21 protein-coding genes are annotated in these 26,422 nt (G+C 70.6%); 16 read left to right on the forward strand and 5 right to left on the reverse strand.

The features are described from left to right. The first annotated feature begins 41 nt into the window (after nucleotides 1-41). Nucleotides 42-797, forward strand: coding sequence for a MerR family transcriptional regulator (locus ACIGEP_RS11380; RefSeq protein WP_396661726.1), 756 nt, complete (start codon nucleotides 42-44; stop codon nucleotides 795-797). A 99-nt stretch (nucleotides 798-896) separates the two neighbouring features. Here ACIGEP_RS11380 and ACIGEP_RS11385 read toward each other — a convergent pair whose 3' ends face one another. Further along, nucleotides 897-1,055 carry a hypothetical protein gene (locus tag ACIGEP_RS11385; RefSeq protein WP_396661727.1) on the reverse strand — a complete coding sequence of 53 codons (159 nt, stop codon included), beginning with the start codon at nucleotides 1,053-1,055 and terminating at the stop codon, nucleotides 897-899. Between the two features lie 185 nt (nucleotides 1,056-1,240). Between ACIGEP_RS11385 and ACIGEP_RS11390 the strand changes: the two genes are divergently transcribed. The 3 genes from ACIGEP_RS11390 to ACIGEP_RS11400 all read left to right on the forward strand — a co-directional run bounded on the left by ACIGEP_RS11390 (nucleotide 1,241) and on the right by ACIGEP_RS11400 (nucleotide 5,832). Next, complete coding sequence (locus ACIGEP_RS11390; RefSeq protein WP_396661728.1) at nucleotides 1,241-1,510, forward strand: Rho termination factor N-terminal domain-containing protein; 270 nt, start codon at nucleotides 1,241-1,243, stop codon at nucleotides 1,508-1,510. Between the two features lie 19 nt (nucleotides 1,511-1,529). Next, entirely contained in the window at nucleotides 1,530-2,474 is a 945-nt protein-coding gene (locus ACIGEP_RS11395) for a DNA topoisomerase IB (protein WP_396661729.1), read from the forward strand. An 85-nt stretch (nucleotides 2,475-2,559) separates the two neighbouring features. After that, nucleotides 2,560-5,832: an efflux RND transporter permease subunit gene (locus ACIGEP_RS11400; protein ID WP_396661730.1), complete on the forward strand. Its 3,273-nt coding sequence runs from the start codon at nucleotides 2,560-2,562 to the stop codon at nucleotides 5,830-5,832. Between the two features lie 3 nt (nucleotides 5,833-5,835). Here ACIGEP_RS11400 and ACIGEP_RS11405 read toward each other — a convergent pair whose 3' ends face one another. Then, on the reverse strand, nucleotides 5,836-6,738 hold the full coding sequence (locus tag ACIGEP_RS11405; protein WP_396661731.1) for an aldose 1-epimerase family protein: 903 nt from the start codon (nucleotides 6,736-6,738) through the stop codon (nucleotides 5,836-5,838). 237 nt (nucleotides 6,739-6,975) lie between these two features. Here ACIGEP_RS11405 and ACIGEP_RS11410 point away from each other — a divergent pair, with 237 nt between their 5' ends. Together ACIGEP_RS11410 and ACIGEP_RS11415 are read left to right on the forward strand one after the other, a co-directional pair. Next, nucleotides 6,976-9,051 carry a DEAD/DEAH box helicase gene (locus ACIGEP_RS11410; RefSeq protein WP_396661732.1) on the forward strand — a complete coding sequence of 692 codons (2,076 nt, stop codon included), beginning with the start codon at nucleotides 6,976-6,978 and terminating at the stop codon, nucleotides 9,049-9,051. 21 nt (nucleotides 9,052-9,072) lie between these two features. After that, nucleotides 9,073-9,498: a GNAT family acetyltransferase gene (locus tag ACIGEP_RS11415; protein ID WP_396661733.1), complete on the forward strand. Its 426-nt coding sequence runs from the start codon at nucleotides 9,073-9,075 to the stop codon at nucleotides 9,496-9,498. A 1-nt stretch (nucleotide 9,499) separates the two neighbouring features. On the opposite strand, the gene ACIGEP_RS11420 is transcribed toward ACIGEP_RS11415, so the two are convergent. Beyond that, on the reverse strand, nucleotides 9,500-10,561 hold the full coding sequence (locus tag ACIGEP_RS11420) for an Rv2578c family radical SAM protein (RefSeq protein ID WP_396661734.1): 1,062 nt from the start codon (nucleotides 10,559-10,561) through the stop codon (nucleotides 9,500-9,502). A gap of 95 nt (nucleotides 10,562-10,656) precedes the next feature. Here ACIGEP_RS11420 and ACIGEP_RS11425 point away from each other — a divergent pair, with 95 nt between their 5' ends. Further along, nucleotides 10,657-11,613 (forward strand): M15 family metallopeptidase, encoded by a 957-nt coding sequence (locus ACIGEP_RS11425; RefSeq protein WP_396661735.1) that lies wholly within the window; start codon nucleotides 10,657-10,659, stop codon nucleotides 11,611-11,613. A gap of 192 nt (nucleotides 11,614-11,805) precedes the next feature. Next, nucleotides 11,806-12,969, forward strand: a complete 1,164-nt coding sequence (locus tag ACIGEP_RS11430; RefSeq protein ID WP_396661736.1) for an acyl-CoA dehydrogenase family protein — start codon at nucleotides 11,806-11,808, stop codon at nucleotides 12,967-12,969. 82 nt (nucleotides 12,970-13,051) lie between these two features. Here the strand turns inward: ACIGEP_RS11430 and ACIGEP_RS11435 are convergent, their stop codons facing one another. After that, the gene (locus ACIGEP_RS11435; protein WP_396661737.1) at nucleotides 13,052-13,813 is read right to left on the reverse strand and encodes a GntR family transcriptional regulator; all 762 of its coding nucleotides are present in this window, start codon (nucleotides 13,811-13,813) and stop codon (nucleotides 13,052-13,054) included. 151 nt (nucleotides 13,814-13,964) lie between these two features. Between ACIGEP_RS11435 and iolC the strand changes: the two genes are divergently transcribed. The 8 genes from iolC to ACIGEP_RS11475 all read left to right on the forward strand — a co-directional run bounded on the left by iolC (nucleotide 13,965) and on the right by ACIGEP_RS11475 (nucleotide 25,171). Beyond that, the gene (iolC, locus tag ACIGEP_RS11440; protein ID WP_396661738.1) at nucleotides 13,965-14,927 is read left to right on the forward strand and encodes a 5-dehydro-2-deoxygluconokinase; all 963 of its coding nucleotides are present in this window, start codon (nucleotides 13,965-13,967) and stop codon (nucleotides 14,925-14,927) included. Then, the gene (locus tag ACIGEP_RS11445; RefSeq protein ID WP_396661739.1) at nucleotides 14,924-15,841 is read left to right on the forward strand and encodes a class I fructose-bisphosphate aldolase; all 918 of its coding nucleotides are present in this window, start codon (nucleotides 14,924-14,926) and stop codon (nucleotides 15,839-15,841) included. Before iolC ends, ACIGEP_RS11445 begins: the two co-directional genes overlap by 4 nt. Then, complete coding sequence (locus tag ACIGEP_RS11450) at nucleotides 15,838-17,364, forward strand: CoA-acylating methylmalonate-semialdehyde dehydrogenase (protein ID WP_396661740.1); 1,527 nt, start codon at nucleotides 15,838-15,840, stop codon at nucleotides 17,362-17,364. The genes ACIGEP_RS11445 and ACIGEP_RS11450 overlap by 4 nt, the downstream gene beginning before the upstream one ends. A 39-nt stretch (nucleotides 17,365-17,403) precedes the next feature. Next, nucleotides 17,404-18,312, forward strand: a complete 909-nt coding sequence (gene iolB, locus ACIGEP_RS11455) for a 5-deoxy-glucuronate isomerase (protein WP_396661741.1) — start codon at nucleotides 17,404-17,406, stop codon at nucleotides 18,310-18,312. Further along, complete coding sequence (gene iolD / locus ACIGEP_RS11460; RefSeq protein WP_396661742.1) at nucleotides 18,312-20,237, forward strand: 3D-(3,5/4)-trihydroxycyclohexane-1,2-dione acylhydrolase (decyclizing); 1,926 nt, start codon at nucleotides 18,312-18,314, stop codon at nucleotides 20,235-20,237. The genes iolB and iolD overlap by 1 nt, the downstream gene beginning before the upstream one ends. After that, the gene (locus ACIGEP_RS11465; protein WP_396661743.1) at nucleotides 20,234-21,151 is read left to right on the forward strand and encodes a sugar phosphate isomerase/epimerase family protein; all 918 of its coding nucleotides are present in this window, start codon (nucleotides 20,234-20,236) and stop codon (nucleotides 21,149-21,151) included. Before iolD ends, ACIGEP_RS11465 begins: the two co-directional genes overlap by 4 nt. A gap of 34 nt (nucleotides 21,152-21,185) precedes the next feature. Continuing rightward, nucleotides 21,186-22,196 carry an inositol 2-dehydrogenase gene (gene iolG / locus ACIGEP_RS11470; RefSeq protein WP_396661744.1) on the forward strand — a complete coding sequence of 337 codons (1,011 nt, stop codon included), beginning with the start codon at nucleotides 21,186-21,188 and terminating at the stop codon, nucleotides 22,194-22,196. A gap of 107 nt (nucleotides 22,197-22,303) precedes the next feature. Beyond that, complete coding sequence (locus tag ACIGEP_RS11475; RefSeq protein ID WP_396661745.1) at nucleotides 22,304-25,171, forward strand: aminotransferase; 2,868 nt, start codon at nucleotides 22,304-22,306, stop codon at nucleotides 25,169-25,171. Here ACIGEP_RS11475 and ACIGEP_RS11480 read toward each other — a convergent pair. Further along, entirely contained in the window at nucleotides 25,168-26,412 is a 1,245-nt protein-coding gene (locus tag ACIGEP_RS11480; protein ID WP_396661746.1) for a saccharopine dehydrogenase family protein, read from the reverse strand. The genes ACIGEP_RS11475 and ACIGEP_RS11480 overlap by 4 nt on opposite strands. Nucleotides 26,413-26,422: the final 10 nt, after the last annotated feature.

Here is a 26,422-nt window from a genome sequence, read left to right on the forward strand (position 1 = left end):
GGCTTGACTGTGACGCAGCGTCAACTCCTAGCGTTGCCGTCATGACGCGCGAATGGTCGATCCAGCAACTCGCCCGCCTCGCCGGCACGACGAGTCGGACGCTGCGCCACTACGGGCAGGTCGGGCTCCTGCCGCCGACGCGGACGGGCGCCGGCGGTTACCGGTTCTACGACGCTGCGGCGCTGCGCCGCCTGCAGCACATCCTGCTGCTGCGCGAGCTCGGCCTGGGACTGCCTTGCATCGCCGAGGTCCTCGCCGAGGACGTCGACGAGACCGAGGCGCTGGCCGTCCACCTGGGGTGGCTCGAGACCGAACGCGCGCGCATCGACCGGCAGATCGCCGCCGTCGCATCGACCCTCGACGCGAGGAGAAGAGGAGAGGAACCCATGGCCGAGAACATGTTCGACGGCTTCGACCACACCGTGCACCGCGAGGAGGTGACCGAACGGTGGGGTGCGGACGTGTACGCGCGATCCGACGCCTGGTGGCGCGGGATGTCCGCCGACGAGAAGAAGGAGTGGAAGGAGGGCAGTGCGCAGCTGGCCGCCGACTGGAGCGACGCGGCGGTGCGCGGCATCCGTCCCGACTCCGAGGAGGCACAGGAGCTCGCCGCGCGCCACGTGGCGTGGCTGCAGGCCATCCCCGGGACGCCGGCTGCAGACGGGGGTGATCTCCGCGGGTACGTACGGGGACTCGCCGACATGTACGTGGCGGACGACCGGTTCGCAGCGAACTACGGCGGCACCGGCGCGGAGTTCGTCCGCGACGCCCTCCATCATCACGCCGACCGCGCGTGAGCGGACGTGACGAGGCCCCCTCGACCTAGATCGGGAGGGGGCCTCGATGCGCTCTTGGGGGAGAGCGCCGCTGACGCGCCTGGGGGTGCGCGTCAGACGTCAGGTGTTGCGGCGGAGTACCCGCAGCAAGAAGGCGATCAGCGCGATGACACCGATGATGATGGCCACCCAGAGCAGGAACTGGAGACCTTCCGTGATGCCACCGACGATCGCCAGTACGACGGCGATCACGATGATGATGATGAGTGCGAGGTTCATTGGAGGCTCCCTCTTGTTGTCTCCGTTGTCCGCCGGAGCGGGGGTGGCGCGGGTGTGCGCCGTACTTATTGCTATCAGCGTTCTCCCAGCCAGATCAGGGCCTTGACAGGCGCGGCGCCCGGTGACATAACGTGGCCGGACGCGGGCGATCCCTGCCCGCCGCGATCCTGTGAGGCGGATGCACCATGCCGGCAGGACGTGGCTCGAACAGCCTGAAGGACCCCGAGCTCTACGAGGAGCTCCGCAAGGACGGCGCCTCGAAGGAGAAGGCGGCGCGCATCTCGAACGCGGCCGCCCGTGATGGACGCAGCGCCGTCGGACGCCGTGGCGGCGAGTCCGGCGACTACGAGGAGTGGACGGTGCCCGACCTCCGCGCCCGGGCGAAGGAGCTCGGCATCCGCGGGTACTCGCATGCCCGGAAGGCGGAGCTCATCGACATGCTCCGGTCGCACTGACGTGCCGAGATTGAAGCGGGTGCGCCCGGGCACCGACATCGGATATCGGCGGCTGCGCTCCGGGACGGGCTTCCGCTATGTGGATGCCGACGGCGACCCGCTGCCGAAGGCGGAAGCCGACCGGGTGCGCGCGCTCGTGCTGCCACCGGCCTGGCAGGACGTGTGGATCTGCTCCGACCCGTACGGCCACATCCAGGCGACCGGCATCGACGAGGCGGGACGGGTGCAATACCGCTACCACCCGCAGTGGACGGCAGGCCGCGACAAGGGCAAGTACGCCCGCGCCCTGCAGCTCGCCGAGGCCCTGCCGCGGGCCCGTGGACGCGTCACGACCTCGATCCGCCGGGAGGACATCGACCAGGAGCGCGTCCTGGCGGCCGCCTTCCGGCTGCTCGATCTCGCCGCGCCGCGCGTCGGAGCCGAGCGGTACCTCGTCAAGCACGGCAGCCGCGGCCTCACCACGCTCCTGCGGCGGGACGCCCTCGTCGACGGGACGGTCGTCGCCCTGCGCTTTCCCGGCAAGAGCGGCCAGCGTCAGGAGATGGAGGTCGACGACCCCGACCTCGCCGCAGCGGTCGAGCTGCTCGTCGCGGGGCGCCCCAGCTCGCCCCTGCTCGCCTACCTGCGCGGCCGACGCCGGGTGGCCCTGACGCCCCGAGACGTCAACCTCTACGTCCGGTCGATGACGGGCGGGACCTTCACCGCGAAGGACTTCCGCACGCTGCGGGGCACGATCACCGCCGCCGACGCACTCGCCCGCATCGGCCCCGCCGCCAAGAAGTCCGACCTCAAGAAGGCCGAGGTCCTCGCGGTCAAGGTCACCGCCGAGGCGCTCGGCAACACCCCCTCGGTCGCGCGGAGCTCGTACATCGATCCGCGCGTGTTCGACCGCTACCGTCGCGGCATCCTGCTCGACACCGCCGTCTCGCCCGAGACCGCGATCCGCACGCTCATCCTCGCCTGACGCTCCCAGCCGGGGGTGCGGGGCGCCGTGGGATACTTGCGCCCATCCCCGCACCCCTCACCTGCACCGTGGAAATGGGCCTTCGTTGTCGAACCTCGCTGTCCTGAGCCTCAAGAACCGTGCGCTCATCGCCCTCATCACGATCGTCGCAGCGATCTTCGGCGGCCTCGCCCTCACGAGCCTCAAGCAGGAGCTGATCCCGCCGATCCAGCTGCCGCAGCTGTCGATCCTCACGACCTATCCGGGTGCGTCCCCCGACGTCGTGAACAACGACGTGTCCACGCCGATCGAGCAGGCGATCCAGGCCGTGCCCGACCTCGAGTCCACCTCGTCGACGAGCACGACGAACGCCTCGATCATCCGGGCATCCTTCGCCTACGGCACCAACCTGGCGACGGCCGAGCAGAAGATCCTGCAGGCGATCAATCGCATCGACGACACGTTGCCGGACGGTCTCGACACGAGCGTGCTGGCCTTCTCGACCGATGACCTGCCCGTCATCTCGCTCGCCGTCACGGGGTACGACGACGCGACCGAGGTGCAGACGCGTCTCGAGAACGCCGTCGTCCCCGACATCGAGGACCTCGACGGGGTCGCCGCCGCCCAGATCGTCGGCGGTCAGACCTCGCGCGTGACGATCACCCCCGATCAGGCCGCGCTCGCCGCCGCCGGCTTCACTCAGGCCGCCATCACCGACGCCCTCGACCAGAACGGCGTGCTGTTCCCCGGCGGCACGGTCGACGAGGGCGACCAGACCCTCACCGTCCAGACCGGGACGAAGCTCGACTCGGTCGATGAGATCGCCGCGCTCCCGCTCGTCCCCACGGACGCCGACCAGTTCGCCGCGGGGGCGGCCACTGTCGGTGAGGTCGCGGACGTCGTCCTCGACACCGACCCGGTGACCTCGATCTCGCGCGTCGACGGTGAGCCCGCCCTCACGGTGTCGATCACCAAGCTCCCCGCGGCCAACACCGTCGACGTGTCGCATCTCGTCCGCGACGCGATCGACACCCTGCAGGACGACATCGGCAGCGGCGCCACCATCACGGTCGTCTTCGACCAGGCCCCTTACATCGAGCAGTCGATCGAGGCGCTCGCGCAGGAGGGTCTGCTGGGGCTCGCCTTCGCCGTCGTCGTCATCCTGATCTTCCTGCTGTCGGTGCGCTCGACGCTCGTCACCGCGATCTCGATCCCGACGAGCGTGCTGATCACCTTCATCGGCATCCAGGCCTTCGGTTACTCGCTCAACATCCTCACGCTCGGGGCGCTCACGATCGCGATCGGGCGTGTCGTCGACGACTCCATCGTCGTGATCGAGAACATCAAGCGGCACTACGTCGGCACCGCCGACAAGCTGCAGTCGATCCTGCTCGCAGTCCGCGAGGTCGCGGCGGCCATCACGGCGTCCACCCTCACCACCGTCGCCGTCTTCCTGCCGATCGCGTTCGTGGGCGACCTCACCGGCGAACTGTTCCGGCCGTTCGCGCTGACGATGACGATCGCGATGCTCGCGTCGCTCTTCGTCGCGCTGACGATCGTGCCCGTGCTCGCCTACTGGTTCCTGCGACCGGGTAAGCCGCTGACGGATGCCGCGGGTCGGACGATCGACCCCGAAGACTCCGCCGCCCCGCCGAGCCGCCTGCAGAAGTCCTACCTGCCGGTGCTGCGCTGGACGCTGCGCCACTCGGTGGTGACCCTGCTGCTCGCGGTGCTCGTCCTGGGCGGCACCGTCTTGGCCGCGCCGCTCATGAAGGTCAACTTCCTCGGCGACTCCGGGCAGAACACCTTCACGGTGACGCAGAACGTCGGCGACACCGCGAGTCTCGAGACGCAGGATGCCGCCGCGAAGCGCGTCGAGGAGGTCCTGCTGGGCGTCGACGGCATCGACACCGTGCAGACCTCGATCGGCTCGACCGGTTCCGCGCTCCGCGACGCCTTCTCAGGCGGCGGCGCGGGCATCACCTACTCGATCACGACCGACCCCGACGCCGACCAGGAGCGGATCCGCGCCGACGTGCAGCAGGCGGTCGCCGATCTCCCGGATGCCGGCGAGGTCGTCGTCTCGGCGGCGCAGGGGGGCTTCGGGTCCAGTGACATCGAGGTCGACGTGACGGCGCCGGATGCCGGTGTGCTCCGTGACGCGACGGATGCGGTCGTCGCGGCGCTGAAGGACGCGAACGGCATCGAGCAGGTCGACTCCAACCTCTCGGCATCCCTTCCCTTCGTCTCGGTCGCGGTCGACCGCGACAGGGCGGCCGAACTCGGCCTCTCGGAGGTCGCGGTCGGCGGGCTGGTGTCGAACACGATGCAGCCGCGCCAGATCGGCGCCGTCGAGATCGACGACGCCTCGCTCACGGTCTATCTGAAGGCGACCGACATCCCGCAGACCATCGACGAGCTGCGCGGGCTCGAGATCGCGAGCGCGTCGGGGCTCGTGCGGCTCGACGAGGTCGCGACGGTCGAACAGTCCGAGGGTCCGTCGTCGATCACCAGCGAGCGTGGTCAGCGCACGGCATCCGTCACCGTCACCCCGGCCACCGACGACCTGAACGCGGCGAACGCGACCGTCACCGCCGCGCTCGCCGACGTCGACCTGCCGCAGGGGGCGGACGCTGCGATCGGCGGCGTCGTCACGCAGCAGCAGGACGCCTTTGCGCAGCTCGGTCTCGCGATCCTCGCGGCCATCCTCATCGTCTACATCGTGATGGTCGCGACCTTCAAGTCGCTGCGCCAACCGGTGCTGCTGCTGGTGTCGGTGCCGTTCGCGGCGACCGGCGCGGTTTTGCTGCAGATCGTGTCGGGCGTTCCCCTCGGGGTCGCCTCGCTCATCGGTGTGCTGATGCTCGTCGGCATCGTCGTGACCAACGCGATCGTCCTCATCGACCTCGTCAATCAGTACCGCGAGAAGGGCCTGTCGACGCCCGAGGCGGTGCTCGCCGGCGGTGCGCGACGACTGCGGCCGATCCTCATGACGGCCCTCGCGACGATCTTCGCGCTGACCCCGATGGCCCTCGGCATCACGGGGCACGGTGGGTTCATCTCGCAGCCGCTCGCGATCGTCGTGATCGGCGGACTCGTGTCGTCGACCGTCTTGACGCTGCTCGTGCTGCCGGCGCTCTACAACCTCGTCGAGGGCTTCACGGAGCGCCGCGCCGCGAAGCGCGGCGAGGTGGCCCCCGCCGCAGTGGCGAGCGAAGCGCCCCTCACACGTCGCGCTCGCCGGGATGCTGCGGCCGGTGCGGTAACCGGCGCGGCGGCCGTCGACACGGTGCTCGTCATCGAGGAGGCTCCGGACATCGAGATCCCGGCCGTCGAGCCCACCGCAGCATCCGACGAGGGGGCTCGGCGCGAGGACTGAGGCTCAGCCGACGAGGTCGGCGCCCCACTCGAGAGACCAGGTTTCGCCGGGGGCGAGACGCCGCAGGCTGCGGCCGGAGTTGAAGGCGTCGGCCGGAGCGGTCATCGGCTCGATCGCGACGGCGAGGTCGTGACCGGGGAAGCGGTCGGTCGTGAAGACCTGGACGTACTCGAAACCGTCGCCGGCCCAGACGGTCAGGCGACGGCCGTCCGGCGTGATGAGGTGCGCCTCGATACGCCCGTTGCGGCGGGGGAGGCCCGCGAAGGCGACGTCGAGGGACAGGTCGCCGACGCGGCGAGGTTCGCGCAGATCGTGCTCGGCGTCGAGCGGCTCCTCGGTGACCGGGATGCTCTGCTCGTCGAGGCGGAACCAGGTGCGCGCCTCGAGCTGCAGCGACAGGTCGGCGGTGTCGACGTCGGAGATGCGGAAGTACGGGTGCGTTCCGAGGGCGACCGGGGCGTCGCCGGCGCCGACGTTCGTCACCGCGTGCGTCACGTGGACCCCGCGCTCGCTCAGCCGATACGTCACGCGGGTGTCGAGGTGGTACGGGTACCCCGTCTGCGGTATGACATCGGCCCGCAGCGTCAGCGCGGCATCCGTCTGCTCCTCGACGCGGTACGCGGTGAATCGCAGGCGCCCGTGCGACGCGTTGCCGAGCTTCGGCTCGGTGATCGCGAGCTGGCGCAGCTCGCCGTCGTCCTCCCAGCGACCGTCGCGGATGCGGTTCGGCCAGGGGACCAGGACGATGCCGGATGCCGCGGGCGTCGGCACGTCGTCGGGATAGTCCGGGACGAGATCGACCCCGCCGACGCGCAGTGCCCGGAGCGCGGCCCCGACCTCGGTGATCTCGGCCGACACGTCGGCGGCGCGGAGCGTGAAGCGGGTTCCGGTGGGGTCGGCGGCCATGCGGTCAGCGTATCGGCGCGGCGGGTTCCCAGGTGCGCCCGGTATCGTGGGGGAGTCGGCGGAGGACACCGCGCTGTGCGCGGGCATCTTGTGTAGTCCTCGGGGCCGATCCCGACACCCGATCCGTGGTGTCGGAACCAGTAACTGGAATGGCCCCCGGCCGACGGAAGTCCGGGTATCACCGTGCGTGCGCGCACGGCGCTGTTTCGTGCGAGAACCCAGAAAGCACACGCACACATGCCCAAGAACAAGAAGCCGGCCGGCGGCCGCGCGCAGAACTTCGAGCCCCGCTACGGCAAGAAGACCTCGTACCAGGACGCGAAGCGCCGTCCCGGACAGGCATCCGCCGGCACCGCCGGCAGCAAGAGCCCCAAGCATCGCGGATTCCGCGCGACGGAGGAGTCGGCACCCCAGAAGGCACGCTGGACCGAGCAGGATCGCGCCGGCCGGGCCGAGGCCCGCGGCATCCGCTCGCACGCCCGCGGCGACCGGCCGGTGGGCGACCGCCCCCGCCGCGACGCCGAGGCCGAGCGGCCGCGGTTCGACCGCGCCGAGCGGCCCCGGTTCGACCGCGAGCGCGGCAACAACAGCGGAGAGTTCGACCGCCGCGGTCCCCGTGGCGCCGATTCGCGTCGGGATGGGCAGGATGTCCGCGGTTACGGCCGGGCCGAGCGTCCGGCGCGGTCGTTCGACGACCGTCCCCGCTTCGACCGTGAGCGCGGCAACAACCGCGGAGATGTCGATCGCCGCGCCCCTCGGGACGCCGGCAACGGCCGTGACGGACGGGACTTCCGCGGTACGGGCCGCCCCGAGCGTCCGCGCTTCGACCGCGCCGACCGCCCCGCGCGGTCGTTCGACGACCGTCCGCGCCGCGACGACCGGGCCGAGCGTCCCCGTTTCGACCGTCCGCGCCGCGACGACCGGGCCGAGCGTCCGCGCTTCGACCGCGCCGACCGCCCCGCGCGGTCATTCGACGACCGCCCGCGCCGCGACGACCGCCCCCGCCGCGACGAGCGCGCCAACCGGTCGGATTGGCAGGCAGCCGAGAAGTCGAAGGCCCACCAGGACCACGTCGACGTCGTGCACGAGCGGCTCCAGGCCGAAGCGGTGGATGCCGCATCCGTCGAGCAGCTCTCGTTCGCCGACCTCGGTCTCGGCCAGAACATCGTCCGCACCCTGGCGACCCTCGGTGCGTCGAGCCCGTTCCCGATCCAGGCCGCCACGGTCGGCCCGATCCTCGTAGGTCGCGACGTCCTCGCTCGCGGCCGCACCGGCTCGGGCAAGACGATCGCCTTCGGCGCTCCGCTCGTCGAGCGCGTGCTGCGCGGTCAGGCCGGCAAGCGTCGGGCGTGGGGCCGTTCGCCGCAGGCGCTGATCCTCGCCCCGACGCGCGAGCTGGCGCTGCAGATCGACCGCACCGTGCAGGAGCTCGCGCAGAGCGTGGGCCTGTTCACGACGCAGATCTACGGCGGTGTGCCCCAGGGCCGTCAGGTGGGTGCTCTCAAGAAGGGCGTCGACATCGTCATCGGCACGCCCGGCCGCATCGAGGACCTCGAGAAGCAGGGCAAGCTCGACCTGTCCGAGGTCGGGATCGTCGTCCTCGACGAGGCCGACCACATGAGCGAGCTGGGCTTCCTCGAGCCGATGCAGCGGATCCTCCGCCTCGTACAGGACGACGCGCAGAAGCTGCTCTTCTCCGCCACCCTCGACCGCGAGGTCGCCGCGCTCGTCGACGAGTTCCTCGTGAACCCGGCGGTCTACGAGGTCGCCGGCGAGACGCAGGAGACCAGCACCATCGACCACCGCGTGCTCGTGATCGATCACCGCGACAAGGCCGAGATCCTCACCTCACTCGTCGACCGTGACGGCAAGACGCTCGTCTTCACGCGCACCCGCGCTTACTCCGAGATGCTCGTCGAGCAGTTCGAGGATGCCGGGATCGCCGCCGTCGCCCTCCACGGCGATCTGAACCAGGCCAAGCGCACCCGCAACCTGCAGCGCCTCACCGACGGCAAGGTCAACGTGCTCGTCGCGACCGACGTGGCGGCCCGCGGCATCCACGTCGACGACATCGACCTCGTCGTCCAGGCCGACGCTCCCGACGAGTACAAGACGTACACGCACCGCTCGGGCCGCACGGGTCGTGCCGGCCGTCCGGGCACCGTCGTCACGCTGATCACGCGTCAGCGTCGCCGGCGGATGACCGAGATGCTCGATCGCGCCGAGATCGACGCGCCGTTCGACGAGGCGCGCGTCGGCGACGAGGTGCTCGAGGAGATCAGCGGCCGCCAGGCCGCGAACGTCGACGCCTGAGCGGTTCACTAGGGTGGGCGGATGCCGGTCGTCATCCGCCCCCTCGGTGATCCCGACGTCGAGCCGGTCGTCGCGCTCTGGCACGAGGCCGGCCTGACCCGTCCGTGGAACGATCCGCACCGCGACATCGCGCGTGCGCGGCTGGTCTGGCCCGACCTGCTTCTGGTCGCCGTCGACGGCGACCGCGTCGTCGGCTCGGTGATGGCCGGCTACGACGGTCACCGCGGCTGGCTGTACTACCTGGCGTCGGCGCCCGACCGTCGGGGCGAGGGGATCGGGCGGATGCTGGTGGCCGAAGCGGAGCGACGGCTCGAAGGGCTCGGGTGCCCAAAGGTCATGCTGATGGTGCGCGAGGGCAACGACGCGGTCGCCGAGTTCTACGACGGCATCGGTTACGCCCGCGATGCGACCTCGGTGCTCGGCAAGCGCCTCATCCCGGACGACTGAGTCAGAACAGCATCGCGGCGGCCTGCTCGCGCGTCGCGGTCTTCATGACGGGTCCCGTGGTCCGCACCGGGCCGGGTCCGCCGCGCGGCGGGACGTCCTCCTCCTCGAGCCGACCGTGCAGTCCGTGCTTCTGCAGCAGCGGGCGCACCCGCGCGGACAGCCAGGAGCGATACCCCTTCGGTGCCGAGACCGAGACGCCCGGGTACAGACCGCGGTAGGCCGGCACGAGGTCGGGGCACTCGCGCTCCAGCCACTGCCAGAACCACTCCTTCGCACCGGGGCGCAGGTGCAGGGCTCCGAAGACGACCCGCCGCGCGCCGGATGCGGCGATCCGTGCGATCGCGTCGTCGAGCACGTCGACCCCGTCGGTCAGGTGCGGGACGATCGGCATGAGGAACACCGTCACCGAGAAGCCGGCATCCGTCGCGGCCTTCACCGTGTCGAGCCTCGCCTGGAAGCTCGGCGCCCCGGGCTCGAGCAGTTGTCGCAACGGTTCGTGGGGGATCGCGATCGACATGGCGATGTGGATCGGGACGCGGATCGCGGCATCCGTCAGCTGCGGCAGGTCGCGGCGCAGCAGGGTGCCCTTCGTAAGGATCGAGAACGGAGTGCCGCTCGAGGCGAGCGCATCGATGATGCCCGGCATGAGCCTGTATCGCCCCTCGGCGCGCTGATACGGATCGGTGTTCGTGCCCAGGGCGACGGGCTCGTGCCGCCACGACGGCTTAGCGAGCTCGCGCGCGAGCACCTCGGCCACGTTCACCTTGACGACGATCTGCGAATCGAAATCTGCACCCGCGTCGAGGTCGAGGTAGGTGTGCGTGTTGCGAGCGAAGCAATAGACGCATTGATGCGAGCAGCCCCGATACGGGTTCACCGTCCACGAGAACGGCATCGCCGACCCGCTCGGCACATGGTTGAGGGCGGACTTCGCGACCACCTCGTGGAAGGTCATCCCGGCGAACTCCGGCGTCGTCACCGAGCGGACGAGACCGCCCATCGACTCCAGTCCGGGCAGGGCCGCCTCGTCGACCGCCGAGATGTCCTGCCCTTGCCATCGCATACAGTCAGTCGAACACAGATTCGATTGTGCGTCAATGGCGCGCCAGGCTGTGTAGAACATCGAGGACATCGCCGCGCGCCTGAAACAATGGAGCCGTGTCAGAGTCGAGGAGCGCCGCCCGGCGGCGGGTGCTCCGTCGCCGACGACAGCGCCGCGCGCTGGTACTGCTGAGCCTCGCCACGGCGCTGATCATCGCCGTGGTCGTCATCCTCCCCCGCGCTTTCGCGCCCGACGACGCGGTCGCCGAGCCGGCATCCGCTCCCGTCCGGTCGTCGCCCGCACCGCAGGAGACGCCGACGCCGACGCCCACGCCGCAAGAAACCGAGGTGGCGACACCGCTGTGCGAGACGGATGCCGTCGCCGCCGCACTCGAGAACGGTTCCGACCGCGAGGTGATCGCCGCGTTCGGCGGAGCCGAGCCGTTCCGTGGGGCGGTCGCCGCAGGCGAGGCCCCGTGCGTCGACCTCCACGAGGCGGGGCGCATCTGGGTGGTCGCGAACAAGCGGCATCCGCTGAACCCGGTCGACCATTGGCCCACACCGCAGGCGCGCCCGCAGGACACCAGGATCATCGCGGGGGGATGGCTGCTCGACCAGACGGCAGTCGCGCTCGACGAACTCTCCGCCGACGTGAGGGACGCCGTAGGCCGGATCGGCGTGAGCAGCGGGTTCCGTCCCTACGACTTCCAGGTCGACACTTACAACCGCTACGTCGCCATGCGCGGTAAGGCGGCCGCCGACTTGCGCAGTGCCCGGCCCGGCCACAGCGAGCACCAGACCGGGCTCGCCGTCGACGTCGTGGCGTGCGCCTCGGGATGCGGGGACCACGACGGTTTCGGGGGCACCGCGCAGTCCGATTGGATCGCCGCGAACGCCTGGCGGTACGGCTTCATCGTCCGGTACGAGGAAGGTCAGACGGCCATCACAGGCTACTCCGCCGAGCCGTGGCACCTGCGGTTCATCGGGCGGGAGCTCGCCGCCGCGTATCACGACGGCGGCTTCCACACCCTCGAGGAGTTCTTCGGGCTCGAGGCCGCCCCCGACTACGGGTGAGGCTCGCGCTCCACCGGAAGCCACATCTTCTCGCCGCGGTGCCGCCCGACTTCTCGAGACCGGAAAAGTCGGATGCCGAGGCGGAACTCAGTCGCGCTCAGCCTGGCATCCGATCCCACGTCGCGCGTACAGTGGAGCGTGGCGACGCCGCCCACGAGCGCAGCGTCGCGCCGATACGAAGGGGGTCCGCACATGGAGCGGAACATCTACGACGAGGACCACGAGGCGTTCCGCGACGTCGTCAAGGAGTTCATCAAGCGCTACGTCACGAACGAGAAGCGCGAACAGTGGGATGCCGCCGGCGAGATCGACCGCGCCACGATGCGCGCCGCCGGTGACGCGGGTGTCATCGGGTTGAGCGTCCCCGAGGAGTTCGGCGGCGCGGGGATGCTGCAGGACTACCGCTTCCGCACCGTCGTGAACGAGGAGGTCATCCGCGCCGGTGCCGGCTCACTCGCCGGCGCCTTCGGCATCCAGGACGACCTCGCGGTGCCGTACCTCGTGCACATGGGCACCCAGGGGCAGAAGCAGAAGTGGCTGCCGCGGATGGCCACCGGTGAGATCATCGGCGCCCTCGCCATGACCGAGCCCGGCGCGGGTTCGGACCTGCGCGGCATCTCGACGACGGCGAAGAAGACCGACGGCGGCTACATCGTCAACGGCGCGAAGACCTTCATCTCGTCGGGGGCGACGGCCGACATCTTCGTCGTGTTCGTGAAGACGGGCGAGGGCAATCGCCCCGACGCCTTCTCGCTGCTGCTGCTCGAGGCCGACATGGCCGGGTTCGACCACGGCAAGAAGCTGCACAAGATGGGCTTCCACGGGCACGACACCGCCGAGCTGAGCTTCACCGACGTCTTCGTGCCCGAGGAGAACCTCATCGGTGGCGAGGAGGGCAAGGGCTTCGTCCAGTTGATGATGAACCTGCCGCTCGAGCGCCTGTCGATCGGTGTCGCCGGCGCCGCCGCGGCGCAGGCGGGCGTCGAGTGGACGATCGCCTACACGAAGGACCGCGAGGCGTTCGGTCAGCGGATCATCGACTTCCAGAACACGCGTTTCACGATGGCCGACCTCGTGACGACCGTCGATGCCCTGTGGGCGTACGTCGACCGTGCGATCGCGCTCTACGGCGTGAACAAGCTGTCCGCCGAGGATGCCGCACAGGTGAAGTTCTGGGCCACCGAGCGCGAGTGGGAGGTGCTCGACGCGTGCGTGCAGCTGCACGGAGGCTACGGCTACATCATGGAGTACCCGATCGCGCGCGCCTTCCTCGACGCCCGCGTGCACCGCATCTACGGCGGCACGAACGAGATCATGCGCGACATCGTGTCGCGCCGGATCGCCGGCAAGCGCTGATGTGAACGACCGAGGTCCCGATCGGGCCGGAAACGATGCGATGTTTCCCGGCCCGATCGGGACCTCGCGTGCGTGCAGCCTCCTATTTGGCGACGAGGGTCGTCTCGAAGCTGTAGAGGTCGGGGCGGTAGCAGTGGTGGCCGTACTCGAAGGCGCGCCCGGAGTCGTCGAAAGCCACCCGTTCCATGGTGAGGACCGGGCCGTCGGAGTCGATGTCGAGCAGTTCGCCCTCGTCGCCGCGGGCGCTGCGCGCACCGATCTTCTGCTTCGCGACGCGGATCGTGACCCCGCGGGCGCGCAGGATCTCGTACAGCCCGTGCTCTTCGAGCTGATCGCGGGTGATGTCGGCAAACTCGGGCGGCAGGTAGTTCTCCAGCACGGCGACGGGCACGCCGTCGGTGCTGCGCTGGCGGCGGACGAAGACGACGTCGTCCCCGGGGGTGAGTCCGAGGCTCTTCGCCACGATCTCGGAGGCGGGGACGACCTCGTGGCCGAGGACACGGGTCGCGGGGACGTGCGAGGTGTTCTTCAGGTCCTCGTACAGGCTCGTCAGTTCCACCGCCCGGGTCACCTGGCCCTGCACGACCTGCGTACCGATGCCGCGGCGTCGTACGAGCAGCCCTTTGTCCACGAGCTCCTGGATCGCTCGGCGGATCGTGGGGCGGGAGAGCCCGAGGCGCTGGCCGATAGCGATCTCGTTCTCGAGGCGACCGCCCGGCGGGATGGCGCCGGACTGGATCGCGGCCTCGAGCCGGCTGGAGACCTGGAAGTAGAGCGGGACGGGGCCGGTGCGATCGAGATCGGCGAAGAGTTCGGCGGGCCAGTAGGTGTCGGCATCGACCACAGCCCTCACGCTCCTTCTGATGGATGACGGGTGTCGCCGGCATTTGTACCGACAACATCACCTGTCAGGCTAACGGCTTGACGAGCCTGTTTCCGGATTTCTCTATGTGATATTGTTAGGACATGTTTGCGACCCGAGACGACGGCGCCGAATGACTCTTCGCGCCGCTGCCCCCGACGTCCTCTCGATCGGACGACTCGGCGTCGACATCTACCCGCTCCAGACGGGTGTCGGGCTCGAAGAGGTGTCGACGTTCGGCAAGTTCCTCGGCGGAAGCGCGGCCAACGTCGCCGTCGCCGCGGCGCGCTACGGGCACGATGTCGCCCTCGTCTCCCGCGTCGGTGACGACCCGTTCGGTCGTTACCTGCGCGCGGAACTCGAGCGGCTCGATGTCGACCCGGCCCTCGTCACGGTCGACGGGACGTACAAGACGCCGATCACCCTCTGCGAGATCTTCCCGCCCGACGACTTCCCGCTGTACTTCTACCGCGAGCCGAAGGCCCCCGACCTCGAGGTGACGCCGGATCAACTTCCGGATGAGGCGCTGGCGGAGGCATCCATCTTCTGGTCCACCGTGACGGGGCTCAGCCAGGAGCCCAGTCGGTCCACGCAGCTCGACGCGCTGCGCCGGCGTGGCCGCGCGCGCCACACGATCCTCGACCTCGACTACCGGCCCATGTTCTGGCCCGAACCCGGCGAGGCGAGCGCGCAGGTCGCCGCCGCCCTCGAACACGTCACCATCGCGGTCGGCAACCGCGAGGAGTGCGAGGTCGCCGTCGGTGAGACCGATCCGATGCGGGCCGCCGATGCCCTGCTCGAGCGCGGCATCGAGCTGGCCATCGTGAAGCAGGGGCCGGACGGCGTCCTCGCGAAGACCCGTGACGAGACGGTCATCGCGCCGCCCCACCCCGTGGACGTGGTCAACGGGCTCGGCGCGGGTGACGCGTTCGGCGGCGCCCTCTGCCACGGCCTGTTGAGCGGCTGGGATCTGGGGCGGATCCTGCGCTTCGCGAATGCGGCCGGCGCCATCGTGGCGTCGCGCCTGGAATGTTCGACGGCGATGCCGACGGCCCGCGAGGTCGAGGCGATCCTGAGCGCGGGGGGCGCGGCATGAACGATCGGGTCATCACAGAGGCGGCGTTCGCGCGGTTGAGAGAGCTGCGCGCGTTCGACCCCGAGGCGATCGGCCACGCCGTCGCGAGCCGCACCCGTCGTCACCTCGACGCCGGCGACGGCCGCCTGTTCATCGTCGCCGCCGATCACCCCGCCCGCGGTGCCCTCGCCGTCGGAGCGGATGCCACGGCCATGGCCGACCGCCACGAACTGCTCGAGCGTCTCGCCATCGCGCTCAGCCGACCGGGCGTCGACGGCGTCCTCGGCACGCCCGACATCATCGACGACCTCGCCGCCCTGGGGCTCCTCGACGACAAGATCGTCGTCGGGTCGATGAACCGCGGCGGACTCCGCGGCGCAGACTTCGAGATGGACGACCGCTTCGGCGCGTACGACGTCCCCTCGATGGTCGCGGCCAATCTCGACTTCGCAAAGGCACTCGTCCGCATCAACCTCGGCGACCCGGCGACCGCATCCACCCTCGAGGCGACGGCGCGGGCCGTCACCGCGGCGGCCGGCGCCGGCATCCCGATCATGCTCGAGCCGTTCATGAGCACCTGGAGCGACGGCCGCATCGTGAACGACCTCTCGACGGATGCGGTCATCCTCTCGGTGGCGATCGCGTCGGGTCTCGGCGGGTCGAGCGCGTACACGTGGATGAAGCTGCCCGTCGTCCCCGAGATGGAACGCGTCATGGCGGCCACGACGCTCCCGACGCTCCTGCTCGGCGGCGACTCCGGCGACGACCCGGATGAGACCTTCGCCTCCTGGCAGGATGCGCTCGCCCTTCCCGGCGTCCGCGGCCTCACCGTCGGTCGCACCCTCCTCTACCCGCCGGACGGCGACACCGCTGCGGCGGTCGACATCGCCGCCGGTCTCGTCCACACCTCCCTCCTCACGAAGGACCCCTCATGAGCACTCCCTCCACCCAGACCCGCGTCATCGGCCACTGGATCGGTGGTGCGCATCGTGCTTCGGAGAGCGGGCGAACCGCTCCCGTCTACAATCCGGCGACGGGTGGGGTGCAGGCGGAGGTCGCGTTGGCGGATCAGGCTGAGATCGATGAGGCGATCGCTGCGGCTGAGGAGGGTTTCCGGGTGTGGTCGGGGTTCTCGATCGCGAAGCGGCAGGGTGTGTTGTTCGCGTTCCGTGAGCTGTTGAACTCCCGCAAGGCGGAGTTGGCGGAGCTGATCACGAGTGAGCACGGCAAGGTCGTCTCGGATGCGATGGGGGAGATCCTGCGGGGGCAGGAGGTCGTGGAGCTCGCGACGGGGTTCCCGCACCTGATCAAGGGGGCGTATTCGGAGAACGCGTCGACGGGGATCGACGTGTACTCGATCAAGCAGCCCCTGGGTGTGGTGGGCGTGATCTCGCCGTTCAACTTCCCCGTGATGGTGCCGCTCTGGTTCGCGCCCATCGCGATCGCAGCCGGCAACGCGGTCGTGCTGAAGCCCAGCGAGAAGGACCCCTCCGCTGCGCTCTGGCTCGCCGAGCTGTGGGCGGAGGCGGGTCTCCCGGCCGGTGTGTTCACGGTGTTGCAGGGTGACAAGCTGGCCGTCGACGGGTTGCTGCACAGCCCGGTGGTGCAGTCGATCTCGTTCGTCGGGTCGACTCCGATCGCGCAGTACATCTATGAGACCGCGTCGCGTAACGGAAAGCGGGTGCAGGCGCTGGGTGGGGCGAAGAACCACATGCTCGTCCTCCCCGACGCGGACCTGGACCTCGTCGCCGATCAGGCCGTCAACGCCGGGTTCGGCGCGGCGGGGGAGCGGTGCATGGCCATCAGTGTCGTCCTGGCGGTGGAGCCGGTCGCGGACGAGCTGATCGCGAAGGTCACCGACCGGATCGCGAAGCTGCGGATCGGTAACGGTGCCGGTATGGATGGGGTGGAGCCCGACATGGGACCGCTGATCACCGACGTGCACCGTGACAAGGTGTCCTCCTACGTCGACATCGCCGAGGCCGACGGGGCGACGGTCGTCGTCGACGGCCGCGGCTACACCGTCGACGGGCATGAGGACGGGTTCTTCTTCGGACCGACCCTCCTCGACCACCTCCCGACGACGTCGCGCGCGTACACGGAGGAGATCTTCGGACCGGTCCTGTCCGTCGTGCGCGTGCAGAGTTATGACGAGGGTCTCGCGTTGATCAACTCGGGCGAGTTCGGCAACGGGACCGCGATCTTCACCAATGATGGCGGCGCCGCACGCCGGTTCCAGTCCGAGGTGCAGGTCGGGATGATCGGGATCAACGTGCCGATCCCCGTCCCTGTCGCGTACCACTCCTTCGGTGGGTGGAAGAAGTCGCTGTTCGGCGACGCGAAAGCGTACGGTGTCCACGGGTTCGACTTCTTCACCCGCGAGAAGGCCATCACCAGCCGCTGGCTCGACCCCGCCACGCACGGCGGCATCAACCTCGGCTTCCCCCAGAACACCTGATCGCACGCCGCCCGGCGGCGGCATCCCGAGAGCGCGAAGATGAGCATCGAGAACACCTGGTTCCACCGCCGCGGCGACCTCGCCGCCGGCGGCTGGGAGAGCGTCGTCGGTCGTCAGACCCCCGGTTGGCAGCACACCGGCATCCGCGTGGCCGACCTCGGCGAGGGCGACCGCGTGGAACTCACCGCGACCGACGTCGAGCGCATCGTCGTGCCGCTCGCGGGGTCGTTCGAGGTCGACCACGCCGACGGGAACGATCGTGAGCAGACGACGCTGCGGGGACGGCGCTCAGTCTTCGACGGACCGACCGACGTGCTCTACCTGCCGGTCGGCCGCACCGCGACCCTCACGGGGCGCGGTCGCGTCGCCGTCGCGGAGGCCCCGGCATCCGTCCGTCACCCGTGGCGGTACATCGCCGCGGACGAGACGCCCGTCGAGCTGCGCGGGGCGGGATCGTCGAGTCGTCAGGTGCACAACTTCGGGACGCCGCAAGCGTTGGATGCCGACCGCCTGATCGTGTGCGAGGTCATCACCCCCGCCGGCAACTGGTCGTCGTACCCGCCGCACAAGCACGACGAGCGCGTCCCCGGGCACGAGTCGCGCCTCGAGGAGATCTACTACTTCGAGTCGGCGCCGGTGGCCGGGTCCACGGCATCCTCCGACACCGCGTTCGGCATGTTCAGCACCTACTCGTCGCCCGCCGGCGAGATCGACATCAACGCGATGGTCCGCACGGGCGACATCGCTCTCGTGCCGTACGGTTACCACGGTCCCGCCGTCGCGGCACCCGGCTACGACCTCTACTACCTGAACGTCATGGCCGGTCCCGACCCCGACCGCGCATGGCTCATCAGCGACGACCCCGCGCACGCGTGGGTCCGCGACACGTGGGCGGAGCAGGGCACCGACCCGCGACTGCCGTACCCGACCGAGGAAGGCCGATCCTGATGGCAGAGACGAAGCGGATGACGGTCAGTCAGGCGCTCATCGAGTTCCTGGCCCACCAGTGGACCGTCGACGGCGATGTGCGCGAGCGCACGATCCCCGGGGTCTTCGGCATCTTCGGGCACGGCAACGTGGCCGGCATCGGTCAGGCGCTCACGCAGCTGAACGTCCACGACCCCGACCTCATGCCGTACCACCAGGCGCGCAACGAGCAGGCGATGGTGCACCAGGCGGTCGGTTACGCCCGGATGCACCGCCGCCGCGGCACGTATGCGGCCGCGGCATCCGTCGGTCCCGGCGCGGCCAACATGCTCACGGGAGCCGCCCTCGCGACGACCAACCGCCTGCCCGCGCTCCTGCTGCCGAGCGACACGTTCGCGACGCGTGTCGCCGACCCCGTGCTGCAGCAGCTCGAGCAGCCGTGGGACATCGGGCTCACGGTCAACGACGCCTTCCGCCCGCTCTCGAAGTTCTTCGACCGCGTACAGCGGCCCGAGCAGCTCTACTCGATCGCCCTCGCCGCGATGCGGGTGCTCACCGACCCCGCCGAGACCGGCGCCGTCACGATCGCCCTCCCCGAGGACGTGCAGGCCGAGGCGCTCGACGTGCCGACCGAGTTCCTGCAGGACCGGGAGTGGCACATCCGCCGGCCGCTTCCCGAGCGCGGTCCGCTCGAGCGCGCCGTCGCCGCCATCCGTTCGGCAAAAGCACCGTTCATCGTCGCCGGTGGCGGGGTCGTCTACTCCGAGGCCGAGGAGCAGCTCCGCGCCTTCGTGGAGGCCACCGGCATCCCCGTCGGCACGACGCAGGCCGGCGGCGGCTCCCTCGTGTGGGACCACCCGCAGTACCTCGGCGGTGTCGGGGCGACCGGCTCGCTCGCAGCCAACCGGCTCGCGGCCCAGGCCGACGTCGTCATCGGGATCGGCACGCGGTACAGCGACTTCACCACCGCGTCGCGGACCGTGTTCCAGAACCCGGACGTCGTCTTCGTCAACATCAACGTCGCCGCCTTCGACGCCTACAAGCACGGCTCGGAGCTGCCGGTCATCGCCGACGCGCGCGAGGCGCTCGTCGCGCTGACGCGGGAGCTCGAAGGCTTCCGCGTCACGGCGGAGCACGCCGAGCAGATCGCCCGGCAGAAGGCCGAGTGGGACGAGATCGTCGACCGCGCGTTCGCCCCGACGGGTGCGGACCGCCCCGGTCAGCCCGAGATCATCCACGCCGTCCACGCGGCGACCGACCCGCGCGACGTCATCGTGCAGGCCGCGGGATCGCTGCCCGGCGACCTCCACAAGCTGTGGCGCGTGCGCGATCCGCTCGGCTACCACGTCGAGTACGCGTTCTCGTGCATGGGCTACGAGATCGCCGGCGGCCTCGGTGCCAAGCGCGGACTCGAGGCCGCGGACGACGACCGCGACGTCGTCGTCATGGTCGGCGACGGGTCGTATCTGATGCTCAACAGCGAGCTCGTGACAGCTGTCGCGGAGGGCATCAAGATCATCGTCGTACTCATCCAGAACCACGGCTTCGCCTCGATCGGTCACCTCTCCGAGACGGTCGGCTCGCAGCGCTTCGGCACGCAGTACCGCACCTACGACCGGGCGGCGAAGAACTTCCAGGGCGGCGAGGTCCTCCCCGTCGACCTCGCGATGAACGCCCGCAGCTACGGTCTCGACGTCGTCGAGATCGCCGAAGGACCGGATGCCGCAGCCGACCTGACCGCCGCGGTCGCCGCCGCGAAGGCATCCGATCGGTCGACGTTCATCCACATCAACAGCGATCCGCTCGTCTACGCCCCCGATGGTGCCGGGTGGTGGGACGTGCCCGTTCCGGAGGTGTCGACCATCGAGTCCACGCAGCGGGCCCGCGAGGCCTACGTCGGCGAACGCGCCGCCCAGCGCCCGCTCCTCGGCGGGGGCGCCCGATGAAGGCGACGGTCGCCGGCGCACCGGTCAGCTTCGGCGTCTTCGAGCTGACGCCGGAGGGTGCCGAGACGATCTCGCCCGACGCGATGATGGAGGCCCTCGCGGCGGCCGACTACGCCGGCATCGATCTGGGACCCCTCGGCTACCTCGGTGAGGGCGCGGCCCTGCGCGCCCGGCTCGAGAGGTTCGGGCTCGGGCTGGCAGGCGGCTGGGTGCAGCTGCCGTTCTCGGACGACGAGGCGTTCGCGGCGGCTCTGCCCGACCTGCTGGCCGCGCTCCGGCAGTTCTCGGTCGGCGCCGAGGCGGGCACGGGCCCGCTGCCCCTGCCGACCCTCGCCGACGACGGGTCGTCGCTCCGCCGCGGTGCCCCCGGTCGCGGCACCGAGGTCGACCGGCTCGACGCGGATGCCTGGGGCCGCCTCACCGACAACGTCGCCCGCGCCGCGCGCATCGTCCGCGAGGCCGGTTTCGAGCCGACGTTCCACCACCACGCCGGGACCTTCGTCGAGTCGCCCGATGAGATCGACCGGTTCGTCGCCGACACCGATGTCGACCTCACCCTCGACACGGGCCACCTCTTCATCGCCGGCGGCGACCCGCTCGCGGCCGTCGAGCGCTGGGGCGACCGCATCAACCACCTGCACCTCAAGGACGTCGACCTCGCCGCGCTGCGGCGGGTGCTCGCCGCCGGCGGCGGGATGCCGGAGGTCTGGTCGGGCGGATCGTTCGTCGCCTTCGGTCAGGGCGACATCGACCTCGGCGCCGTGATGGCGGCCCTCGACGCCCGCGGCTACGAGGGCTGGGTCGTCGTCGAGCAGGACGTGCTCAACGGGCCCGACGTCGCCCTCGACGCCTTCGTCACCGCGCGCTCCGCCGATCAGACGACCAACCGCGACGCCCTGCGCGCGTGGGTCTGACTCCTCTTCCCCCTCCTCGACGAACAGGAACGACATGACCGCCACCCCCGTCCGCTTCGGACTCTTCGGCTCCGGACGCATCGGCCAGGTGCACGCCGCGAGCATCGCCGCATCCCCCGATGCCGACCTGGCGTGGATCGCCGACCCCTTCATCGACGGCGCCGAGAGGCTCGCCGCGCAGTACGGCGGCAAGACGACGACCGACCCCGCCGAGGTGTTCGCCTCGGGCGAGGTCGACGCCGTGCTCGTCGCATCGCCGACCCCGACGCACGTCGACCTCATCCGCAGCGCCGTGGAGGCCGGCATCCCGGTCTTGTGCGAGAAGCCGATCGACCTCGACATCGACCGCGTCGAGGCGCTGCGGCCGGTCGTCGCCGCGGCGGGCGTGCCCGTCGCGCTCGGGTTCAACCGCCGCTTCGACCCCGGCTTCCACACCGCCCGCGCGCGCGTCGCGGCGGGGGAGATCGGCCGTCTCGAGCAGCTCACGATCATCAGCCGCGACCCGTCCGCGCCGCCGGCCTCGTATGTCGCCGTCTCGGGGGGCATCTTCCGCGACATGACGATCCACGACTTCGACATGGCGCGCTACTTCCTGCCCGACATCGTCGAGGTCACCGCGTTCGGCACGACGACGTTCGACGAGGGCGCACGCGAGCACGGCGACTTCGACACGACGACGACTATCCTCAAGTCCGCCTCGGGGGCCCTCGTCACGATCATCAACTCGCGGCACAGCACGACCGGGTACGACCAGCGCATCGAGGCCTACGGCAGCGAGGGCGACCTCACCGTCGCGAACCAGGGTACGAGCCTCGTGAGCCTGTCGAACGCGAACGGTGTCGCGGCCGGTGCGCCGTTCGAGGCATCCATGGTCACCCGCTACACCCCCTCGTACCGTGCCGAACTCGCGGAATTCATCGCCCTGGTGCGGGGCGAGGAGTCGGCGAGCCCGACGTTCGACGACGGTCGCGCGGCACTGCTGCTGGCGAACGCCGCGCAGCGTTCGGCGACCGAGGGCGTGAGGGTCGCGGTCGACCTCTCCTGACCCGCGGCGAGGTCCCGATCGGGCCGGTGATCCGCCGATCTTTCCCGGCCGGATCGGGACCTCGCCGTGTTGACGGGTGCCGATAGCATCCGTTGCGGAGGACCCCCATGACCGACGACTCCCCGTTCCTGCTCGCACGCCCGAACGTCGACCACGCCCTCGCGGGCGCGTTCGTCCGTGAGCACTGGCGGGTCGAGGGAGAGGTCCACGAGCTCGGCAGCCAGCAGGACCGCAACTACGCGGTGACCGCGCCGACAGGTCACCGGGTGCTGCTGAAGGTGCACCATCCTTCGACCACCGCCGGTGAGATCGACCTGCAGCTCGTCGCGGCCGACCGGTTGACGGATGCCGGGATCCGCACCCCGTCCGCGATCCCCGCGCGGGACGGCTCGGTCACGCTGCCGCTCGTGGACGGGGACGGCGTCGTCGCGACCGCCCGCGTCCTCGAGTTCGTCGAGGGGAGCTCCCTCGCCGACGGCGGCGCGATGGACGGGGCGGTCGCGGAGCGGCTCGGCCGCACGGCGGGGCGCGCGGTCGCGGCGCTCGCGGGGATCGAGCACCCGGCGGCGGAGCGCGGCATCCAGTGGGATCTGCGTCGCGCGCTCGAGGTCGTCGAATCCCTCATCGACGACCTGCCACCCGAGCGTCGGGACGCGTGCCTGGAGGCCGCCCGCGACGCGGCCGCGCGCGTCGCGGCAGTGGCCGACGCGCTGCCGCTGCAGGTCGTGCACGGCGATCTCACCGCCGACAACGTCATGCGCACGCCGCAGGACGAGCTGTACGTCGTCGACCTGGGAGACGTGGGGCGGTCCTGGCGCGTCGCCGAGATCGCGATCCTCGCCGGCGACGTGCTCGCGCGCACCGAGAGCCTCGCCGCGACGGGTCGCGCCGTGAGCGGTTTCGCGGCCGAGGCGGAACTGAGCGACGACGAGGTCGACGCGCTCTGGCCCCTCGTCGTGCTGCGCGGCGCCGTGCTCGCCGTCAGCGGGTGGAGTCAGCTGCGCATCGACGGCGACAACGACTACGCGCGGGAGCGGGTCGAGCACGAGGCCGCCGTCCTGAACCTCTCCTCCGCGATCCCGCACGACGAGGCGACGGCCGCGCTGCGGCTCGCTCTCGGCCGTCCGCACCGCCGCGACGTCGCCTACGCCCCGCTCGTGGACGGCTGGGACGCGCCCGTCGTGCTCGACCTCGGCATCACGAGCCCGCAGCTCGACGAGGGCCGCTGGACCGAACCGGATGCCGAGACCCGCCTCGCCCGCGACGCGCGGCCCGCGTCGGGCGTCGCGGTCGCACGCTTCGGCGAGGCCCGGCTGACGCGGGTGCCGTGGGACGTATCGGCTCCCGCCGCCGCCCGGGCGCGGATCGTCGAGGTGTGGGCGGAGCCCGCCGCCGCCGTCCGAGCGCCCTTCGCCGGCACCGTCTCGGTCGTAGACGACAGCGTCGAACTCCGCGACCGCGGCGTGGTCCTGCGCGTCGACGGGCTCGAACCCTCCACCGGCGACGGCCCGGTCGCGGCGGGCGGGATCATCGGCCGCGTCGCGAGAGACGGCGCTGGCCTGCGGGTGAGCCGCCGCATCCGCTCGGCCGCACCGTCGGCCCCCTTCGGCGGCCCTGACGACGAGTACGAGACGGATGCCGCCGCCGACCCGTCCCCCCTCCTCGGCCTTGTGCCGGCACCGGACCCGACCGTCACCGTGCGCGAGGCGCGGGTCGCGCGCGAGCGCGCCATGGGCGGAGCCAGCGAGCGCTACTACGCGGAACCGCCGCAGTTCGAGCGGGCCTGGGGCACCCGCTTCGTCGATGTCCGCGGACGCGCCTACCTCGATCTCGTCAACAACGTGACGGCGATCGGGCACAGCCACCCGGTGTTCGTCGACCGCGTCACGCGTCAGCTGCGCCTGCTCAACACGAACTCCCGCTTCCTCTACGCCGCCTACGCGCGCTTCACCGAGAAGCTGCTGGCGCGAGTCGCCGGAACACGGCTCGACACCGTCATCCCGGTCAACAGCGGCTCGGAGGCCGTCGACCTCGCGTTGCGTCTCGCGCAGTTGGCGACCGGTCGCCGCGAGGTGATCGCGCTGCGCGAGGGGTATCACGGCTGGACGATGGGGGCGGATGCCGTCACCACGTCGGCGTTCGACAATCCCGCCGCCCTCGACTCGCGGCCCGACTGGGTGCACCTCGCCGATGCGCCGAACACCTACCGCGGACCGCACCGCGGGCCAGACGCCGCGGCGGCCTACGCCGCGCAGGTCGCGCAGATCGCGGACCGGCTCGCCGCCGAGGGGCGACCGGCGGCGGCCTTCATCAGTGAGCCGGTGCTCGGCAACGCGGGCGGCGTGATCCCTCCGGCCGGATATCTGCCCGCGGTGTACGACGCGATCCGCGAGCACGGCGGACTCGCGATCGCCGACGAGATCCAGGTGGGTCTCGGCCGTCTCGGCGACGCGTTCTGGGGGTGGCAGCTGCTCGGAGCCGAGCCCGACATCGTCACCGTGGCCAAGGCAGCGGGCAACGCGTATCCGCTCGGCGCCGTCATCACGCGGCGCGAGATCGTCGACGCCCTGCGCGACGAGGGGAAGTTCTTCTCATCGGCGGGCGGGGCCCCCGCCGGAGCGGTCGCCGGCGAGGCGGTGCTCGACGTGATCGAGGCCGAGTCGCTGCAGGAGAACGCCCGGGTCGTCGGTGCGCATCTGCGGCACCGGCTCGAAGAGCTCGCGGCGCGGCATCCGCTCATCGGCACCGTGCACGGCACGGGGCTCTACCTCGGGGTGGAGCTCGTCCGCGACGGGCTCGTCCCCGCGACGGCGGAGACCGCCGACGTGTGCGAACGCCTGCTCGACGAGGGGATCATCATGCAGCTGACGTCCGAGCGGTCGAACGTGCTCAAGGTGAAGCCGCCGCTGACCCTCACGCGCGAGGACGCCGACGAGTTCGTCGACGCGTTGGGCCGCGTGCTCGGCGCGCTCTAACTGCCCGACGCGACCGGATGCGGCTGCTCCCGCATGCCCCACGGCGAGCCGTAGCCTTCGGGCTTGGGCGCGGCGAGCAGCTCGAGGAACGGCTTCGCGTCGAACGCTTCGGGGCCGAGGACACCGGTGCCCGACCACGTGCCGCGGGCGAGCAGCTCGAGCGCGATGACCGGGTTGATGGCGGTCTGCCAGACGACGGCCTGCGAGTTGTCCTCGCGCATCGTCTCTTCGTTGTCGGCCACGTGGTACAGGTACGTCGACCGCGGCTGACCGTCCTTGCCGGTGCCCGTCACCCAGACCCCGGCGCACGTCTTGCCGCTCATCTTGTCGCCGAGGGTGGCCGGGTCGGGCAGAGCCGCCGCGACCACGTCGCGCGGCGAGACCTCGACACCCTTCACGCTGAGCTTGTCGGTCTTGTCGAGGCCGAGCTTGTTGAGCACCCGCAGCACCTTGATGAACTCGTCGCCGAGGCCGTATTTGAACGTGACGCGCTTCGCCTTCGTCCATCGCGGCATCAGGAGCACCTCCTCGTGCTCCACGTTGACGCACTCGACCGGTCCGATCCCCTCGGGGAAGTCGAACACCTCGGGCTCGCTGAACGGCTCGGTGACGTACCAGCCCTTGTCCTCCTCGTAGATCACGGGCGGGTTGAGACACTCCTCGATCGTCGTCCAGATCGAGAACGACGGGGCGAAGTCGTACCCGGCGACGACGAGGTTCGCACCGTCGCGCACACCGAGCTCGTCGATCTCGTCGAACAGCTCGTCCTCGGCGTAGCGGGCGAAGACGTCCGAGAGCCCCGGCTCGACGCCGATGCCGACGAGCGCGAGCCGCCCGGCATCCTTCCATTCCTGCTCCTTCGCGAACTGCTCGTCGCCGAGCTTCACACCGACCTCTTCGTAGGGTCGTTCCGGATGCCGCTGCGACAGGCTCATCGCCATGTCGAGGTAGGTCGCACCCGCCGCGAACGCACCGTCGAAGATCGGCATGACGAAGCGCGGGTCGACCGCGTTCAGCACATGGGTGGCGGAGTGCTCGCGGAGGAGGGATGCCACGGACTCGGCGCTCGAGGCATCCACCTGCGCCGCGGCGAACCGCTCGTCGCCCAGCTCCTCCACGAGCGCCTGCGGCCGGGCGGGGTCGTAGTCGGCGATGATCACCGCGTCGTAGAAGTCGCGGCGGCGGAGGATGCGCGCGGCGGCGCTGCCGACGCCGCCCGCGCCGATGATGAGGATGCGCATGCGGGTCCTT

Origin of the sequence: Microbacterium sp. NPDC077663, from assembly GCF_044542795.1 — a bacterium.
Classification (GTDB): Bacteria; Actinomycetota; Actinomycetes; order Actinomycetales; family Microbacteriaceae; genus Microbacterium.

Coding starts and splice junctions, on each gene's coding strand:
- ACIGEP_RS11380 (WP_396661726.1), top strand. CDS start 42: ATGACGCGCGAATGGTCGATCCAGCAACTCGCCCGCCTCGCCGGCACG.
- ACIGEP_RS11385 (WP_396661727.1), bottom strand. CDS start 1,055: ATGAACCTCGCACTCATCATCATCATCGTGATCGCCGTCGTACTGGCG.
- ACIGEP_RS11390 (WP_396661728.1), top strand. CDS start 1,241: ATGCCGGCAGGACGTGGCTCGAACAGCCTGAAGGACCCCGAGCTCTAC.
- ACIGEP_RS11405 (WP_396661731.1), bottom strand. CDS start 6,738: ATGGCCGCCGACCCCACCGGAACCCGCTTCACGCTCCGCGCCGCCGAC.
- ACIGEP_RS11410 (WP_396661732.1), top strand. CDS start 6,976: ATGCCCAAGAACAAGAAGCCGGCCGGCGGCCGCGCGCAGAACTTCGAG.
- ACIGEP_RS11415 (WP_396661733.1), top strand. CDS start 9,073: ATGCCGGTCGTCATCCGCCCCCTCGGTGATCCCGACGTCGAGCCGGTC.
- ACIGEP_RS11420 (WP_396661734.1), bottom strand. CDS start 10,561: ATGCGATGGCAAGGGCAGGACATCTCGGCGGTCGACGAGGCGGCCCTG.
- ACIGEP_RS11430 (WP_396661736.1), top strand. CDS start 11,806: ATGGAGCGGAACATCTACGACGAGGACCACGAGGCGTTCCGCGACGTC.
- iolC (WP_396661738.1), top strand. CDS start 13,965: ATGACTCTTCGCGCCGCTGCCCCCGACGTCCTCTCGATCGGACGACTC.
- ACIGEP_RS11445 (WP_396661739.1), top strand. CDS start 14,924: ATGAACGATCGGGTCATCACAGAGGCGGCGTTCGCGCGGTTGAGAGAG.
- ACIGEP_RS11450 (WP_396661740.1), top strand. CDS start 15,838: ATGAGCACTCCCTCCACCCAGACCCGCGTCATCGGCCACTGGATCGGT.
- iolB (WP_396661741.1), top strand. CDS start 17,404: ATGAGCATCGAGAACACCTGGTTCCACCGCCGCGGCGACCTCGCCGCC.
- iolD (WP_396661742.1), top strand. CDS start 18,312: ATGGCAGAGACGAAGCGGATGACGGTCAGTCAGGCGCTCATCGAGTTC.
- ACIGEP_RS11465 (WP_396661743.1), top strand. CDS start 20,234: ATGAAGGCGACGGTCGCCGGCGCACCGGTCAGCTTCGGCGTCTTCGAG.
- iolG (WP_396661744.1), top strand. CDS start 21,186: ATGACCGCCACCCCCGTCCGCTTCGGACTCTTCGGCTCCGGACGCATC.
- ACIGEP_RS11475 (WP_396661745.1), top strand. CDS start 22,304: ATGACCGACGACTCCCCGTTCCTGCTCGCACGCCCGAACGTCGACCAC.
- ACIGEP_RS11480 (WP_396661746.1), bottom strand. CDS start 26,412: ATGCGCATCCTCATCATCGGCGCGGGCGGCGTCGGCAGCGCCGCCGCG.